The 15,205-nt window shown below is 75.9% G+C and carries 14 protein-coding genes; 5 read left to right on the forward strand and 9 right to left on the reverse strand.

Going from position 1 to position 15,205, the window contains the following annotated elements; translation table 11 throughout:
* The first annotated feature begins 3 nt into the window (after positions 1–3).
* Entirely contained in the window at positions 4–528 is a 525-nt protein-coding gene (locus AB7F12_RS02750) for a DinB family protein (RefSeq protein WP_428516279.1), read from the forward strand.
* 30 nt (positions 529–558) lie between these two features.
* Here AB7F12_RS02750 and AB7F12_RS02755 read toward each other — a convergent pair whose 3' ends face one another.
* The 3 genes from AB7F12_RS02755 to AB7F12_RS02765 all read right to left on the reverse strand — a co-directional run bounded on the left by AB7F12_RS02755 (position 559) and on the right by AB7F12_RS02765 (position 2,680).
* Positions 559–1,464, reverse strand: a complete 906-nt coding sequence (locus AB7F12_RS02755) for a M56 family metallopeptidase (RefSeq protein WP_428517856.1) — start codon at positions 1,462–1,464, stop codon at positions 559–561.
* A 34-nt stretch (positions 1,465–1,498) separates the two neighbouring features.
* Positions 1,499–1,840 (reverse strand): BlaI/MecI/CopY family transcriptional regulator, encoded by a 342-nt coding sequence (locus AB7F12_RS02760; protein WP_428516275.1) that lies wholly within the window; start codon positions 1,838–1,840, stop codon positions 1,499–1,501.
* A gap of 105 nt (positions 1,841–1,945) precedes the next feature.
* Positions 1,946–2,680, reverse strand: a complete 735-nt coding sequence (locus AB7F12_RS02765) for a L,D-transpeptidase (RefSeq protein ID WP_428516272.1) — start codon at positions 2,678–2,680, stop codon at positions 1,946–1,948.
* A gap of 283 nt (positions 2,681–2,963) precedes the next feature.
* Between AB7F12_RS02765 and AB7F12_RS02770 the strand changes: the two genes are divergently transcribed.
* Positions 2,964–4,487 carry an MFS transporter gene (locus tag AB7F12_RS02770; protein ID WP_428516270.1) on the forward strand — a complete coding sequence of 508 codons (1,524 nt, stop codon included), beginning with the start codon at positions 2,964–2,966 and terminating at the stop codon, positions 4,485–4,487.
* Positions 4,488–4,603: 116 nt separating this feature from the next.
* Here the strand turns inward: AB7F12_RS02770 and AB7F12_RS02775 are convergent, their stop codons facing one another.
* Positions 4,604–5,437 (reverse strand): TIGR03620 family F420-dependent LLM class oxidoreductase, encoded by an 834-nt coding sequence (locus AB7F12_RS02775; RefSeq protein ID WP_428516268.1) that lies wholly within the window; start codon positions 5,435–5,437, stop codon positions 4,604–4,606.
* A 76-nt stretch (positions 5,438–5,513) separates the two neighbouring features.
* On the opposite strand from AB7F12_RS02775, the gene AB7F12_RS02780 reads away from it, so the two are divergent.
* Together AB7F12_RS02780 and AB7F12_RS02785 are read left to right on the forward strand one after the other, a co-directional pair.
* Positions 5,514–7,076 carry an FAD-dependent oxidoreductase gene (locus AB7F12_RS02780; protein WP_428516266.1) on the forward strand — a complete coding sequence of 521 codons (1,563 nt, stop codon included), beginning with the start codon at positions 5,514–5,516 and terminating at the stop codon, positions 7,074–7,076.
* 77 nt (positions 7,077–7,153) lie between these two features.
* Positions 7,154–8,755: a bifunctional 3'-5' exonuclease/DNA polymerase gene (locus AB7F12_RS02785; protein WP_428516264.1), complete on the forward strand. Its 1,602-nt coding sequence runs from the start codon at positions 7,154–7,156 to the stop codon at positions 8,753–8,755.
* 4 nt (positions 8,756–8,759) lie between these two features.
* Here the strand turns inward: AB7F12_RS02785 and AB7F12_RS02790 are convergent, their stop codons facing one another.
* The 3 genes from AB7F12_RS02790 to AB7F12_RS02800 form a co-directional block, all read right to left on the reverse strand.
* A complete protein-coding gene (locus AB7F12_RS02790; RefSeq protein WP_428517857.1) occupies positions 8,760–9,623 on the reverse strand; it encodes an SGNH/GDSL hydrolase family protein in 864 nt (287 codons plus the stop codon).
* Between the two features lie 199 nt (positions 9,624–9,822).
* Complete coding sequence (gene speD / locus AB7F12_RS02795; RefSeq protein ID WP_428496580.1) at positions 9,823–11,007, reverse strand: adenosylmethionine decarboxylase; 1,185 nt, start codon at positions 11,005–11,007, stop codon at positions 9,823–9,825.
* A gap of 81 nt (positions 11,008–11,088) precedes the next feature.
* On the reverse strand, positions 11,089–12,258 hold the full coding sequence (locus tag AB7F12_RS02800; protein ID WP_428496581.1) for a type III PLP-dependent enzyme: 1,170 nt from the start codon (positions 12,256–12,258) through the stop codon (positions 11,089–11,091).
* Positions 12,259–12,314: 56 nt separating this feature from the next.
* Here AB7F12_RS02800 and AB7F12_RS02805 point away from each other — a divergent pair, with 56 nt between their 5' ends.
* Positions 12,315–12,782 carry a pyridoxamine 5'-phosphate oxidase family protein gene (locus AB7F12_RS02805; RefSeq protein ID WP_428496582.1) on the forward strand — a complete coding sequence of 156 codons (468 nt, stop codon included), beginning with the start codon at positions 12,315–12,317 and terminating at the stop codon, positions 12,780–12,782.
* 16 nt (positions 12,783–12,798) lie between these two features.
* Here AB7F12_RS02805 and AB7F12_RS02810 read toward each other — a convergent pair whose 3' ends face one another.
* Both AB7F12_RS02810 and AB7F12_RS02815 read right to left on the reverse strand, forming a co-directional pair.
* Positions 12,799–13,803, reverse strand: coding sequence for an acyl-CoA dehydrogenase family protein (locus AB7F12_RS02810; protein ID WP_428496583.1), 1,005 nt, complete (start codon positions 13,801–13,803; stop codon positions 12,799–12,801).
* Entirely contained in the window at positions 13,800–14,978 is a 1,179-nt protein-coding gene (locus AB7F12_RS02815) for an acyl-CoA dehydrogenase family protein (RefSeq protein WP_428496584.1), read from the reverse strand. The genes AB7F12_RS02810 and AB7F12_RS02815 overlap by 4 nt, the downstream gene beginning before the upstream one ends.
* Between the last annotated feature and the right edge of the window lie 227 nt (positions 14,979–15,205).

Genomic DNA, 15,205 nt, shown 5'->3' on the forward strand with positions numbered 1-15,205 from the left:
GAGATGATCGACACCCAGGCCGCCCCCCAGGCCCTCACCGGCGACCGCGCCGACCTGCAGGAGGCGCTCGCCAAGCAGCGGTTCTTCCTGGTCAACACTCTGCGGGGGCTCAGCGACGAGCAGGTCGTCTCGACGCCGACCGTCTCCGAGCTGTGCCTGGTCGGACTGGTCAAGCACGTCACCGCGACCGAGGAGAGCTGGCTGGACTTCATCGAGAACGGCGCCCCCGCGCAGGAGGGCGAGCCCGACTACGAGGGCCACGCCAACTCGTTCCGGCTGCTGCCCGGCGAGACCGTCGCCGGGGTGCTCGCGGCATACGAGCGCGTCGCCGCCCGCACCACCGCCCTCCTGGCCGGCCTTCCCGACCTCGACGACTCGCACCCGCTGCCCGAGGCCCCGTGGTTCGAGCCGGGCGCGCGCTGGTCGGCGCGGCGGGTGCTGCTGCACATCGTCGCCGAGACCGCGCAGCACAGCGGGCACGCCGACATCATCCGCGAGGCGATCGACGGCGCGAAGTCGATGGGCTGAGGTGCGCCGACCCGGCGGTCCGGGCTGCTCTCAGGGGTGGAGCAGCAGGGCCGTCGGGACCGCGACCAGCGCCACCGCGGCCACCCGCACCAGCACCCGGAACGCCGTCGACGGGGGCGGGGGCGGGGCCGCGATCCGGGCGATCCGCGCGTCGACCGCCGAGGTGAACGACGACAACGCCGCCGACGGCGCCGACCCGCCGACGGTGCGCAGCGCCCCCGCGAGCTCCCGCTGCGTGGACCGTGACGCGGCCACGTCGTCGGCGCGCATCTCGATCAGCGCCGCGACCGCCAGCTGTGCCCGCACCATCCCCCGCACGAACGGCGCCGTCGCCCCCCAGGCGACGAACGGCAGCACGACGAGATCGTGGCGTTCGGTCAGGTGCGCGCGCTCGTGGGCGAGGACGGCCCGGACCCCCTCGGGCGCGAGCCGTTCGAGGACCCCGGCCGACACCACCAGCCGCGAGCTGCGGCCGGGCAGGCAGTAGGCGACCGGGACCGGATGGTCGAGCACCCGGGTGCCCGGCACCGCCGGCCACGGGGTGGCGAGCACGTCGAGCAGGTCCCGGTGCCGGGCCCTGGCCCGCAGGGTGCGCACCGTGACCGTCACGAGGACGAACAGCAGCCGGGCCCCCAGGAGCAGGGACGCGACCAGGGCCAGGGTGTTGCCCGCGTCGAGGTCGTCGAGTACCCGGCCCTCACCGATCGCGCGCGAGACGCCGCCGACGGCGGGGATCAGCGTCGGACCGAACGGGGCCAGCCCGTACAGGATCCCGGCGCCCAGCAACGACAGCCCGCCCGCGAGCCCGACGGCCTGCCACATCAGCAACGCCCCCACCGGGTCGCGCGCGGGCCACTCGGCTCCGGCCAGGATGCGGCTGACCGGCTCCGCGAGGAGCAGGCCGAGCACGAGCAGCCCGAGAGCGGTCAGCTCCATCGATGACGCCGGACCACGACGACGGCCGGGGCCGTCAGTCCAGCAGGTCGCGCAGGGCGGCGCGTTCGTCGTCGGGTATCGAGCCCAGGAAACGCGCGAGCGCGGCCCCACGGTCGGGGGCGGCGTCGAGAGCGTCGCGCATCAGCTCGGCCACATGATCCTCCCGGCTGGCCACCGGCTGGTAGTGGTGCGCCCGTCCGTCGCGGGTGCGGGTCACCAATTGTTTGCGCTCCAGCCTACCGAGGACCGTCAGAACCGTCGTCGTCGCCAGGTCGCGATCGGCGAGGGCCTCCTGGACCTCGCGCGCGGTCCGCGGTCCGTCGGCGGCCCAGAGGACCTCCATGACGGCACGCTCCAACTCACCCAGACTCGGCACGAGGTCGATTCTACCCTGCGTAGAAGTGAGAACGGTGCGTCCGGACGGGGGTTCACCCGGGGGATCTTGTCCGTCCGAACGGGACGGACCGACGACGTGTCCCCCTCAGTGGACCTGGACCTCGTCCCCGACCTGAAGGTAGGAGAACCACGCCTGCGCGTCCTCCTGCACGAGCTTCACGCAGCCCGCGGACGGGGTGTCCTGGCGGCCCTCGTGGAAGGCGACCCCGCCCGGCGCGAAGAAGACTGAGTACGGCATCGGGGTGCCGAACTCGCGGCTCGTGTACTGCTCGGCCTTCCACTGCACCGTGAACGTGCCGGTGGGCGTCGGGAACTCCGAACCGCCGTGCTGCATCGCGACGGGCCCGCGGACGATCCGGTCACCGTCGAGCAGCCAGGTGGTGCGGCTGGCGAGGTCGACGCAGGCGCGGGCGGTCGCGGTGCACGGCGTGCCGGCGACCCCCCCGGGCCGGGCCGCCCCAGTGGCCGGCACGGCGGTCGTGCCCGGGGGCGTGCTGTCGGGGGTCGTGCCGTGGGGGGTGGTGGCCGACGGGGCCGTCGAACGCGCGGCGGTGGTCTGCGCGGCGGTGGTCGTCGGGGCGGTGGACCGCGGCGCGGTGGTCGTCGGGGCGGTGGACTGCGGTGCCGGCGGGGCGGTCGCGGGCCGCGGCGCGGTGGCGAGCACGGGGAGATCGGCGCGGATCGGGTCGAGGACCGAGGTCGCGGGCGGCGGGTCGGCGGGTGCGGCCAGGGCGATGCCCGCCCCGGCGAGACCGGTGACCGCGGCCAGCGCGGCGGCCACCGCCAGCACCCGACGCACGCGAACGGGTCGCGAGGTCACTCTGCGCCACCTGTGTGCGCCCATCGCCGGCTACCTCCCGCGTGTCCACCTCGCCCAACGACCGTCACGTCACTCGGTGACGGCCTGGTCACCGACTGTGCCACACAGGGTCGTTCACCCGGCGAGTCGGCATCCCCCTCACGAACATCGCAGGAAGGCGACCACTCAGCGTCACCATCGGAGGGGAATGCCACCCGGTCCGCTGATCATGGCGGAGCAACCTCCGGGCGTCCCGCCGCCACACGGTCCGGGCGGCCCGCGGCGAGGGCTAGGGTCGGCAGCCATGGGCGATGCGGCCGGCGACCTGCGACTGCGCACCCCTGCGGGACGCTGGGTGCTCCTCACGACGGTCCTCGGGTCGGGCATGGCGCTGCTCGACGGGACGGTCGTCAACGTGGCGCTCGATCGCATCGGGCGCGACTTCGGTGCGGGGTTCACCGGCCTGCAGTGGACGGTCAACGCCTACACGCTCACCCTCGCCTCGCTCATCCTGCTCGGCGGCTCGCTGGGTGACCGGTTCGGCAGGCGCCGTGTCTTCGTCATCGGCGTGGTGTGGTTCGCGCTGGCCTCGGTGATGTGCGGGCTGGCCCCGAACATCGAGACGCTGATCGGCGCCCGCGCGCTGCAGGGCATCGGCGGGGCCCTGCTCACCCCGGGCAGCCTGGCCATCATCTCGGCGTCGTTCCACGGCCGCGACCGCGGCGCCGCCGTCGGCGCCTGGTCGGGGCTGGGCGGCATCGCCGGCGCGGTGGGCCCGTTCCTCGGCGGCTGGCTCGTCGGCATCGACTGGCGCCTGGTGTTCTGGATCAACGTGCCGCTCGCGGTGCTGGTGGTGGTCGTCGCCCTCCGGCACGTCCCGGAGACACGCGACCCGTCGGCGGCCCCGCACCTCGACGTCGCCGGCACCGTCCTGGCCGCCCTCGGGCTCGGGGCGCTGACGTGGTCGCTGACCGGACTGGGGTCCGGCACGTCGGCGGCACTGGTCGTCGGCCTCGTCGTAGGGGTGCTCGCCCTGGTCGGGTTCGTCGTCGTCGAACGACGCTCCTCGCACCCCCTCGTGCCGCCCGGCCTGTTCGCCGACCGCGTCTTCACCGCCGCGAACGTCGCGACACTGCTCATCTACGCGGCGCTCGGCACCGTGTTCGTGATGCTGGTGCTGTTCCTGCAGGTCGTGTCCGGGTTCAGCCCGCTGCAGGCCGGGACGGCGCTGCTGCCCGTCACGGTGATCATGCTGCTGCTCTCGGCGTGGGCCGGCGGGCTGGCCCAGCGGATCGGGGCCCGCATCCCGATGACCGTCGGGCCGCTCGTCTCGGCGGCGGGGCTCGCGCTGATGGCCCGCATCGGGCCCGACGCGTCGTGGCTGGTCGACGTCCTGCCCGCGGTCGTCGTGTTCGGCGTGGGGCTGTCGCTGACCGTCGCCCCGCTGACCGCGACGGTCCTCGACGCAGCGTCCGACCGGCATGCGGGCGCGGCGTCCGGGGTGAACAACGCCGTCGCCCGCGCCGCGGGCCTGCTGGCCGTCGCGGTCGTGCCGGGCATCGCCGGGATCACCGGCGACGCCTACACCGACCCGGTCGCCTTCGCCGCCGGGTACCGCATCACGGTGTGGATCGGGGTGGCGCTGCTCGTCCTGGCCGCGGGCGTGTCGTTCGTGTTCGTGCGGACGGGCCGCACCGCCACGCCGGACCTCGGCGGCGGCGCGGCGCCCGACGACGACCGGTTCGCCCTCGAACGGTGCCCGCACTGCGGCATCAACGGCCCGCAGATGGCCCCGGCGGACCGATCCGCGGACCCGGGGCAGCTCTAGGGCCCGACCCGCCCGCCGGCGACCCGGGCGCGCCGCGGACCCGGGTGCCGGCCCGGCCCCCCGGACAGACCCGGACCCCGCCCGACCCGGGCCGCCCCGGAGCCCGGGGTGCGGCGCTACAGGCCCAGGGCAGCGGCGAGCTCCGTCAGTCCCGGGACCGGATCGCCGTCGCCGGGCACGAGCAGCTGCGCGCACACGTGGTCGGCACCCGCGGCCAGGTGCTCGTTCAGCCGGGCCGCGACGGCGGCGGCGTCGCCGTGCGCGACGACGGCGTCGATCACCGGGTCGGCCGCGTCGTCGAGCTGGGCCTCGGTGAAGCCGAGCCGCATCAGGTTGCGCCGATAGTTGACCAGCCCCAGGTAGGGCGTGATGACGGCCGGGCGGCCGGTCTCGCGGGCCCGCTGCGGGTCGGTGTCGAGGACGACCTTGTGCTCGGCCACCAGCAACCGGTCGGCGCCCAGGATGGCCCGCGCCTCGCGGGTGTGCTCGGGCGTCGTCAGGTACGGCAACGCTCCCGCGGTGCGCTCGGCGGAGACCGCCAACACCTTCGGCCCCAACGCCGCCAGCGCCCTCGCCCCGACCGGGACCCCGGCGGCGTCGAGCGCGTCGAGGTAGCCGACGATCGTGTCGAACGGCTCCGCGTAGCGCTTGGTCGCCTCGGGGTGCCCGATACCGACGCCGAGCAGGAACCGGCCCGGGAACGCCTCCTCGATCCGGTGGTAGGAGCGCGCGACCTCGTCGGCGGGGCTGTTCCACATGTTCACGATGCTCGTGCCGACCGCGATCGACGCGGTCGCGGCGAGCAGGTCCTCGACGATGCCGAGGTCGGCGGGCGGGGAACCGCCGATCCAGATCGCCCCGTACCCGAGCTCCTCGATGCGCGCGGCGAGCGCGCCGTCGAGATCGCGCTCCCGGCGCCACACGCCGTAGCGCCCGACCTGCACCGTCATCGACACGTTCCTCCTCGACCGGCCTGCGCCGGCATGCGCAGCAGCGGCGCGGACCGGCTCGCTCTACGCTCTGCGCGTGGGCTCCCCCGGCGGTCGCGCCGCCCCTTTCCGGATGCGGCCGCGACTGCTCGTGGCCGCCGACCCCAGCCTGCCACGGCAGGTACCACCCGGCACCGCGGTGATCGTGGTCGGCGCCGGCGTCGCCGGTGTCAGTGCGGCCACGGTGCTCGCCGAACGCGGGGTGGCGGTGACGCTCGTCGAGGCCGCCGCGACACTGGGCGGACGGCTCGGCGCGTGGCCGGTGACGCTGCCCGACGGGTCCGAGCAGGTCGTCGAGCACGGCTTCCACGCGTTCTTCCGCCAGTACTACACGTGGCGGGACGTGCTGCGCCGCATCGATCCCGACCTCGGGTTCCTGCGCCCCGTCGAGGGCTACCCGGTGATCTCGCGCCACTTCCCACCCGAGGACCTGGGCGGGCTGCCCGCGGCTCCCCCGCTGAACCTGCTCGCCCTGTTCGCCCGCTCGGCGAGCCTGACGGCGCGCGACCTCGCCGGCGCCGACGTGGCGCTGGGCACCGAGCTGCTCACCTTCGACCGCCACCGCACCACGACCCTGCTCGACTCCATGAGCGCCGGGGACTTCCTGGCCGGGCTGCGGGTGTCGGACCGGGCGCGGGAGATGCTGTTCGAGGCGTTCGCCCGCTCCTTCTTCTGCGACCCCGGCGGGCTGTCGGCCGCCGAGCTGGTGGCGATGTTCCACTTCTACTTCCTCGGCAACCCCGAGGGCATCGGCTTCGACGCCCCCCGCACCGATCACCTGCACGCCGTGTGGGCGCCGCTCGCGGAGTACCTGCGGGCCCGGGACGCGACGATCCGCACGGGCTGCGCGCTGCGGTCGCTGCGCCCCGACGGCCCGGGCTGGGCGCTCGAGCTCGCCGACGGCGCCACGCTGAGCAGCCGCCACGTCGTCCTCGCGCTCGATCCCGCAGCGCTGCGCGACGTCATCGGCGCCTCACCCGAGCTGGCCGGGGTCGCCCCGCGGCTGGCCGGGCAGGCGGCGGCACTGACGACGGCGCCACCGTTCGTCGTCAGCAGGCTGTGGCTCGACGCGGACGTCGACCCGTCGCGGGCGGTGTTCAACGCTGTCGCCGGCGAGGCCACGCTCGACTCGGTGACGGTGTACTCGCGGCTGGAGGAGCCGTCGGCGCAGTGGGCGCGCGAGACCGGCGGCTGCGTGCTGGAGCTGCACTCCTACGCCTGCACCGAACCCGACGGCGCCGCGGACCGGATGATCGCCGAGCTGGCGGCCCTGTGGCCGGAGACGGCGGGCGTCGCGCACCTGCACCGCGTCGACCGGACCGACGCCACCGCGCCCGCGTTCCCGCCCGGCAGCGCCGGAACCCGGCCCGGGGTGCGCACGGACGCGCGGGGCGTCCGCGTCGCCGGGGACTTCGTCGAGGCGCCGCTGGTGTGCGGGCTGATGGAACGCGCCGCCGTCACCGGGGTGCTGGCGGCGGCCGACGTGCTCGCCGAGGTCGGCGCGACCGGGGTCGACGTGTACGGCGTGCCGCAGCGGGGGTTGCTGGCCGGGCTGCCGTCGCGGGCCCGGCACCGCGCGCTCGGCCACAGACCCCGGTGAGCGGCGATGGTCGCGATGGCGACCGTCGCCACCCACACGGATCGGCCGGGGCCGGTCGTCCGGGCCGGCGCATCGCCGTGCACGCCGACCCCGACGGGCCGCTGCTGATCCGACACCTCGACGACGCGGATGCGCCGCTCGGACCCGTGACGGCGGTCGGTGCGGCCGACCTGTCGGCGCTCGAACGCGGCGCGCCGCGCTGGGTGTGGCGCAACCCCCGCACCTACCGGGCGCTGCTCGCCGCCGGTGTGCGGGTCACCCGCGCCCACGACGTGGGGCTCGTCGAACGGCTGCTGGTGGCCGCCGCCGGCCGGTCCGGCGCCCCCCACGGGCTCGCGGCGGCGAGCGCCCGGCTGGCCGGGCTGCCCGAGGTGGCGGACCCGCCACCGGACGCCGACGACGAGCCGCCCGGCCTGTTCCGCAGCGCCGCCCCCGCCGGGCTGGAGACGATCACTGCGCTGGTGGCGGTGCACGCCGCGCAGCGCCGCGTCCTGGCCGCCGACCCACGGCTCGCGCTGTTGGCCACCGCCGAGTCGGCGGGCGGGATCGTCGCGGAGGAGATGCGCGCCGAGGGCCTGCCCTGGGACGCCGCCGTGCACGATGCGCTGCTCACCGAGGCCCTCGGCGCGCGCCCGGCCGGGTACGCCCGCCCACCCCGGCTGGCGGCGCTCGCCGCGGCGGTCGACGCCGCGTTCGGCCGGGCGGTGAACCCCGACTCCCCCGCCGAGGTGGTGCGCGCCTTCGCCCGTGCCGGGATCGAGCTGCCCAGCACCCGCTCCTGGGTGCTCGAACGCGTCGACCATCCGGCCGTGGCGCCGCTGCTCGCCTACAAGGAGCTGGCCCGCCTGCACACCGCCCACGGCTGGGCCTGGCTGTCGCGGTGGGTACGCGACGGCCGGTTCCGGCCCGAGTACGTCGTCGGCGGGGTGGTGTCGGGCCGGTGGGCCACCCGTGGTGGTGGGGCGCTGCAGATCCCGAAGGCCGTGCGGGCCGCGGTCCGCGCCGACCCCGGTAACCGGCTCGTCGTCGCCGACGCCGCCCAGCTCGAACCGCGCATCCTCGCCGCGATGGCCGGTGACGCCGCACTGGCCCGCGCCGGTGGCCGCGACCAGGACTCCGACCTCTACGCCGGGCTCGCCCAGGAGCTGTTCGGCCGGTCCGCCCCGGACGGGCGGGCCAAGGCGAAGCTGGCGGTGCTGTCGGCCGTCTACGGGCAGACCTCCGGCGACGCCGGCGTGCACCTGGCGTTGCTGCGCCGCCGGTTCCCGGCCGCGGTCGAGGTCGTCGAGGCCGCCGCGCGGGCAGGTGAGGAGGGCCGGATCGTCCGGTCCTGGCTGGGCCGCGCCTCACCGGCGGCGCAGCCGGGCGACGAACAGCCCGCCCGGGCCCGGGCCCGCGGCCGGTTCACCCGCAACTTCGTCGTCCAGGCCACCGCCGCGGAGTGGGCGCTGGTGCTGCTCGCGGAGCTGCGGGCGGCGCTGCACGCGGCGGGCGACCCGGCCCGGCTCGTGTTCTTCCAGCACGACGAGGTCCTCCTGCACGGCCCGGCCGACGGTGCCCCGCACGCCGCGCAGCTCGTGCAGGACGCGGCCGACACGGCGACGCGGCGGCTGTTCGGCGACACCCCGGTCCGGATCCCCGTCCCGGGCCGGGTCGTGGCGTCGTACGCCGAGAAGTAGCGGCTCAGGCCACGTTCGACGACGGCGCGAGCGCGCCGAGCACCGCGTCGGCCATGCCCCGCATGCCCGCGGCGTTGGGGTGCGCGGGCGCGGCGGGTGAGGTCGGGATCAGGCCCTCGACCCAGCGGGTGCCGTGTGCCGCGCACATGTCGTGCCCGATCGACGGCGTGTAGGTGTCGACGTAGTCCGCGCCCGCGGCGGCGGCCTGCTCGGCGAGCATCGCGTTGAGCTTCTTCTCCACACCGCGCAGGTAGTCGACGTCGCCCGCGCTGAACGGCACGACCGGGAAGCAGCCGGGCCCGGTGTCGGGCAGCAACGCCGGGTAGCCGACGAGCAGCACGCGCGCCTGCGGGGCGCGTTCGGTGATCTCCGCCAGCGCGGCGGCGATCTTCGGGGCGGTGGCGTCGACGCGGGCGGCCAGCTCGTCGGCGCCGGTCGAGGTGAAGTGGTCGCGGCACGCCGCGCCGCCGGGCCGCAGCGGCGACCGGGTCGCACAGTCGGCGATGATCGAGACGAAGCCGATGTCGTTGCCGCCGATCCCCAGCGTCACCAGCGAGACGTCGGGTCCCAGCGCGTCGAGCTGGGCGGCGTTGGTGCCCAGGCCTGTCCGCTGCGGACCGGCCAGGTCGGCGGTGGTGGCGCCGCTGCAGCTGACGTCCTGCGCGGTGGTGACGGCGAGCCCCTTCGCCACGAGCGCCGGGTAGTTGTTCGTCGACCGCAGGCAGCCGACGGGCTTCCCGGTCTGGATCGGGACGAGCGGCCCGGCGGTGTAGGAGTCGCCCATCGCGACGTAGCGACCGATCGGTGCCGGTTGCTGCGCCGACGCGGGCGCCGCGACCAGCACCGCGGCCGCGAGGGCCGCGGACACCGTCAGCGCCGCTCTCCACAATGGACCACGCGGCACGACCGGCCTCCCGGGACTCGCGACCCCCGACGGGCCGAACCTCGTCGAGCATGGCCTACCGGCCCGCCGTGGCGGAAGCACCCCGACGACTGATTGCGTCCGCCGACGGTGTCCGCCGGACGAGGGGGTTGCGTCGCAGCCGTTGCGTCGCAGCCGTTGCGTCTCAGCGGTTGCGCAGCCCCGCCGGGGCGACGGTGCGGGTGCGCAGGAACTCGGCGTCGATGCTCACCGGCTCGTAGGCCAGCCCGGCCAGGTCCGGATCGGCCAGGTCCGCGCCACCGACCAGGAACGACCACTCGTGCTCGTCGCTGCCCACGTAGCGGACCTGCGCGAAGACGGCGTGAAAGCGGTCCCACGCCGCGCGCAGCGTCGCGTCGCGCCAGACCGCGGCGCTCCCGGCCTGCGACACCACGACCCCACCCGCGGCGAGCCGGTCGCGGCAGTCGGCCAGGAAGTCGCGCGTGTAGAGGCGGTTGAGCTGGTTGTCGGCGTCGTCGGGACGTTCGTCGGGCAGGTCGACGACGATCACGTCGTAGCGCGGACCGTCGCCCCGCACCCACGCCCGCCCGTCGGCGTAGTGCACCCGCACCGGACCGTCGCCGCGCTCGGCCGCGGCGAGGGTCTCGGGGGTGTACCCGTAGGGCAGGTGCGCCGCGCACGCCCGCACCGCCGCGGCGTCGACGTCGACATGGTCGACGAGCGTTGCGCCACAGGCGATCGCCAGCTCGCTGACCACGCCCTCGCTCGACCCGACGACCAGCACCCGCTCGCGGCGGCGCGCCGACAGCGCGGCGGGGACGAACAGGGCCTCGTGGTAGATCAGCTGCGTCGACTCGGCGCTCTGCCGCTCGTCGTCGCAGAACAGCGTGACCCCGTGCGCGGTGTCGGCGATCAGCAGGTCCTGGAACGGCGTCGACTCCCGCAGGTGCACCCGGCCCAGCTCCCAGGTCCTGGCCAGCCCGGGCGACAACGGCTCGACGACCCGGACCGGTTCACCGCCACGGGCGATGGTCCGGATCTCGCGCAGCTCCCCGCCCGTGGCGCCCGCGAGCAGCGCCACCGCGAGCTCCGGGTCGGCGGCATCACCGCAGGTGAAGACGTCGACCAGGGCGCGGCCGTGCTCCGGCCACGTGTGCACCGAGGCGTGCGACTCCGCCAGCAGCGCGACGAGCGTCACCCCGTGCGGCTCGAACGCCTCCGCGACGACCTGGCGCACCGTGGCGCCCGCCGCGGTCAGCGCGTCCGACAGCGCGGCGCGCAGCCCGGCCACGTCGTCGAGGACCTCGGCATCGATGCCGTCGAGATCGGCGAGGACGTGGCGGCCGACGGGCGTGGGCGGATGGGTCACGGCGTGGAAATCTAGGCCTCGCCCGCCGCGCCGGCCGTCCCGGGTGGTTCCGCCGGGCCGCGGCGACGCGCCCCGGGCGGCTCACCGCCGGCCGTGGGCCGCCCGGGCGACCGTCGGGCTGCGGGCGACCCGCCGGTCCGTCCCCGGCACGACGTGCACCGGCAGGGGGGCGAACCCGTTGAACCCCACCGACGCGTAGGACGCCGTGTAGGCACCCGCGTGCAGGAGATCGACGTGGTCGCCCGCCCGCAGCGACAACGGCAACGCGTAGGCGGCGCGCCGGTAGAGGACGTCGTCGCCGTCGCAGGTGGGCCCCGCGACCACCACCGGCCCGGCGGGGCCGGCACGCCCCGGGACGCGCAGCGGGTACTCGATCGCCTCGTTCTCGGTCTCGGCCAGCCCCTGGTACCGGCCGGCGTCGAGGTAGACCCAGCGCCGGTGGTCGATTCCCGGGCGCCGCGACACCCGCAGCACGCTCGTGCGCAGCACCCCCGCCTCGGCGACGAGCGCCCGGCCGGGTTCCAGCACCAGGCGCACGTCCTCGAGCCCCTGCCCGGCCACGGCGGCGGCGAACGCCGCGAACGACGGCACACCGCAGCGGTACGCGACGGGCAGCCCCCCACCGATGTCGAGCACCGGACGGTCCAGCCCCGCCGCCCGCGCCACGGTCAGCGCGGCGGCCGTCCCGGCGGCGTACGTCGCGGGCCGGGTCTGCTGCGACCCCGCGTGGAACGTCACCCCGGTGGCGACGAGACCGCGGGCGGCGCAGCCGCGCAGCAGGTCGGCCGCGACCGCGGGAGTGGCACCGAACTTGCCGAAGAACGGCGTCGCCGACCCGGAGTCGTCGACCAGCACCCGGACCAGGACCTCCGCGCCCGGCGCGTGGAGGGCGATCTCGTCGAGGTCGTCGACGCTGTCGGTGACGAACCGGCGGACCCCGGCGGCGTGGCAGGCGGCGGTCGCCGCGGCGCCGCGGACCGGGTTGCCCGCGCAGATCCGGCCGACGTCGGCGCCGGCGTCGAGACACAGGTCGACCTCGGCGGGGCTCGCGGCGTCGAACCCTGCACCGGCGTCGACGAGGACCCGTAGCACGGCGGGGTGCGGACATGCCTTGACCGCGTACAGGATGTCCGCACCCGGGAACGCCGCCGCCAGCTCGGCGTAGCGACGCGCCACGACGAGCGGGTCGAGGACGAGGAACGGCGTGGGCCGTCCCCGGTCGGCGAGGAACTCCTCGAGGGGGGTCTGCACGACGCCAGTGTCGCCGGGGCCGCCCCCGCGGGAGCGACCGGCTAGCGTCGGTGATCGTGAAGCCGCAACGCCGCGCCCGCGCCATCGCCATGACCCCCGACGAGATCGACGCGTTCCTCGCCGAGGAGCGCACCTGCCGCGTCGCCACCAACGGCACCAACGGCCCGCACGCCACCCCGCTCTGGTACGCCTGGCACGGCAGGGCGCTGTGGCTGACGTCGTTGTCGCGCAGCCAGCGCTGGACCGACCTGATGGCCGACCCGCGGATCGCGGCCGTCGTCGACGCCGGGCACGACTACGGCGAGCTGCGCGGTGTCGAGCTGCGCGGCCGGGTCGAGGTGGTCGGGGAGGTCCCCCGCACCGGCGAGCCCTGCCCGGAGCTCGACGGCCCCGAACAGCTCATGGCCGACCGCTACCACGGCGGGCGGATCCACCACGACGGCCGGCACGCCTGGCTGCGGCTGCGCCCGGAGAAGATCACCAGCTGGGACTTCCGCAAGCTCCCGGCGGCGCGGCGGCGCTGAGGAGCCACCCACGAGGTCAGGCCGTCACCAGGGGCCACAGGCCGTCGGCCCCGGCGGCGAGGGTGAGCTCGCCGATGCGGACGGCCCAGTCGCCGTCGGTGCCGTCCTCGTCGCGCCAGGCCCACAGCCGGGTCGTCGTGAGCCGCAGGTCGTGCTCGCGGGTGAAGCCGATGGCTCCGTGGACCTGGTGGGCGATGCGGGCGACCTCGGTGGCCGCCTGGCCGGTGCGGACCTTCGCCGAGGCGACGGCCAGCTCGGCGGTCGGGGACGCGATGCCGTCGCGGACGACGACGCGCGCCGCGGACTCCGCCGCCGCCCCGCCTGCGGCGACCTCGGCCGCGGCGAGGGCGAGCTGCTGCTGGACGGCCTGGAACCGGCCGATCGGGCGGCCGAACTGCTCGCGCTCCCCCGCGTAGCCGACCGACCGGGCGAGCGCGCCGCGGGCGGCCCCGGCGAGCAGCAGCGACCGCGACAGCGCAGCCCGGAGGGCGAACCGGGTGGCCGCGTCCTCGGGGGCTGCCGCTACGGCGGCGGGGGCAGCCGACCAGGTGAGGGTGTCGCGGGGTTCCTCGGCCACGTTGGTGCCCTCGACGACCGTCGCCGCCGCCGGGTCCAGCACCACGACGGACTCCCCGGTGAGCGCGACGACCGCCGCAGCGCGGCGGCCCCACGGGACGCGGGGGAGCGTCCCGGACACGGTGTCACCGTCGAGGGTCAGCGGCGCATCGAGTGCGAACGTGAGTGGTCCGGACGGGACGTCGAGGCCCGCGGCCGCAGCGAGCCGGCAGGCGATGTCGGTCTCGGCGAGCGGCGCCCACGCGGCCGCCGCCCCGGCTTCGACGAGCACCGCGGCGAGGTCCAGCAGGGTGCCGCCGCTCCCGCCGGCCTCCTCGGTGACGGCGAGGCGGGCCAGCCCGGTCTGTTCCAGGGTGTCCCAGAGGGTGTCGTCGGTCGCGTCGGCGAAGACCGACGCGGCCAGCTCGACGAGGTCGGGATCGACGACGGGCAGGTCGGTGGTCATCGGAGCCCCAGTCCGCGCGCGACGATGCCGCGCAGCACCTCGTTGGTCCCCCCGCGCAGCGTGAAGCCGGGGGCGTGCAGTACCGCGTCGGCCAGCAGGCGGGCGTAGCCGCTCTCGGCCCCCGGGTCGGGCGGGATCGACACCAGCAGCCGCGCGGCGTCGATGATCTCGTTCTCGAACCGCGTCCCGAGGTCCTTCACCACGGCTGCCGCCAGCTCGGGCGCCGCACCGGAGGCCAGCGACCCGGCCACCGCGAGCGACATCCGCCGCAGCGCCCACAGCCGCGCGACGAGCGAGCCCAGCTCGCGTCGTCCGGCGGGGCCGAGGTCGGTACCGGCCAGCTCGCCGACGAGCGCGGCGAGCAGCGGGAACGTCGAGAGGAACCGCTCCGGGCCCGACCGTTCGAACGCCAGCTCCCCGGTGACCTGCCCCCAGCCGGAGCCGACCTCGCCCAGCACCATGTCGTCGGGGACGAAGACGTCGTCGAACACGACCTCGTTGAAGTGGTGCGCGCCCGTGAGCAGGGGGATCGGGCGGACGGTGACGCCGTCGGCGCGCAGGTCGACGATCAGCTGCGACAGCCCGGCGTGACGCTTGCCCTCCTCCGGCGGCGAGGTACGGACCAGCGCGAAGAACGCGTGCGCGTGGTGCCCGCCCGACGTCCACACCTTGGTGCCGGTGAGCGACCAGCCGCCGTCGACCTTCGTCGCCCTGCTGCGCACGGAGGCGAGGTCGGAGCCGGAGTCGGGCTCGGACATGCCGATGCCGAAGTACACCTCGCCCGCGGCGATGCCCGGCAGGTACTTCTGCCGCTGCGCCTCGGTGCCGTGACGCAGCAGCGACGGCCCGATCTGACGGTCGGCGACCCAGTGCGCCGCAACGGGTGCGCCCGCCGCGAGCAGCTCCTCGGTGACGACGTAGCGGTCCAGCGGTGAGGCGCCGTGCCCGCCGTACCCGGTGGGGATCGTCATGCCCAGCCATCCCCGGGCGGCCAGCCGCCGGGTGAAGTCCTCGTCCCAGCCCGACAGCCAGACATCGGATCGGGGGGTCCAGGCGCCCGCGGCGCGTTCGTCGGCGAGGAACTCCCGGACCTCGGCGCGCAGCGCCTCGGCCCTCGCGGGGAGCTCGGCGGCGGGCGGCGTCAATGCCGGCAGCCGCGACAGGGTCTGCGTCACCGCCCCATCGTGGCCGACCTCGCCCGGATCGGCATGTGACGTGCACCGCGCCGGCACCCGCGGGGCCGGTCCCCGCCGTCGTGACCGGGCCGCGTCGGCGGTGGCGCGGGCGTGGATACGCCGCAGATCACCGGTGGCGTCTCGCCAGCTGCACGCAGTCGCAGATCGAGTGTTCCCGCACATGTGTGGCAGGAAGCCGGTCGGGTGTGTTGTGCTGTCGCACGCGA

It is taken from the genome of Pseudonocardia sp. (genome assembly GCF_050250275.1).
GTDB lineage: Bacteria > Actinomycetota > Actinomycetes > Mycobacteriales > Pseudonocardiaceae > Pseudonocardia.

Coding starts and splice junctions, on each gene's coding strand:
- AB7F12_RS02750 (WP_428516279.1), top strand. CDS start 4: ATGATCGACACCCAGGCCGCCCCCCAGGCCCTCACCGGCGACCGCGCC.
- AB7F12_RS02755 (WP_428517856.1), bottom strand. CDS start 1,464: ATGGAGCTGACCGCTCTCGGGCTGCTCGTGCTCGGCCTGCTCCTCGCG.
- AB7F12_RS02770 (WP_428516270.1), top strand. CDS start 2,964: ATGGGCGATGCGGCCGGCGACCTGCGACTGCGCACCCCTGCGGGACGC.
- AB7F12_RS02775 (WP_428516268.1), bottom strand. CDS start 5,437: ATGACGGTGCAGGTCGGGCGCTACGGCGTGTGGCGCCGGGAGCGCGAT.
- AB7F12_RS02810 (WP_428496583.1), bottom strand. CDS start 13,803: ATGACCACCGACCTGCCCGTCGTCGATCCCGACCTCGTCGAGCTGGCC.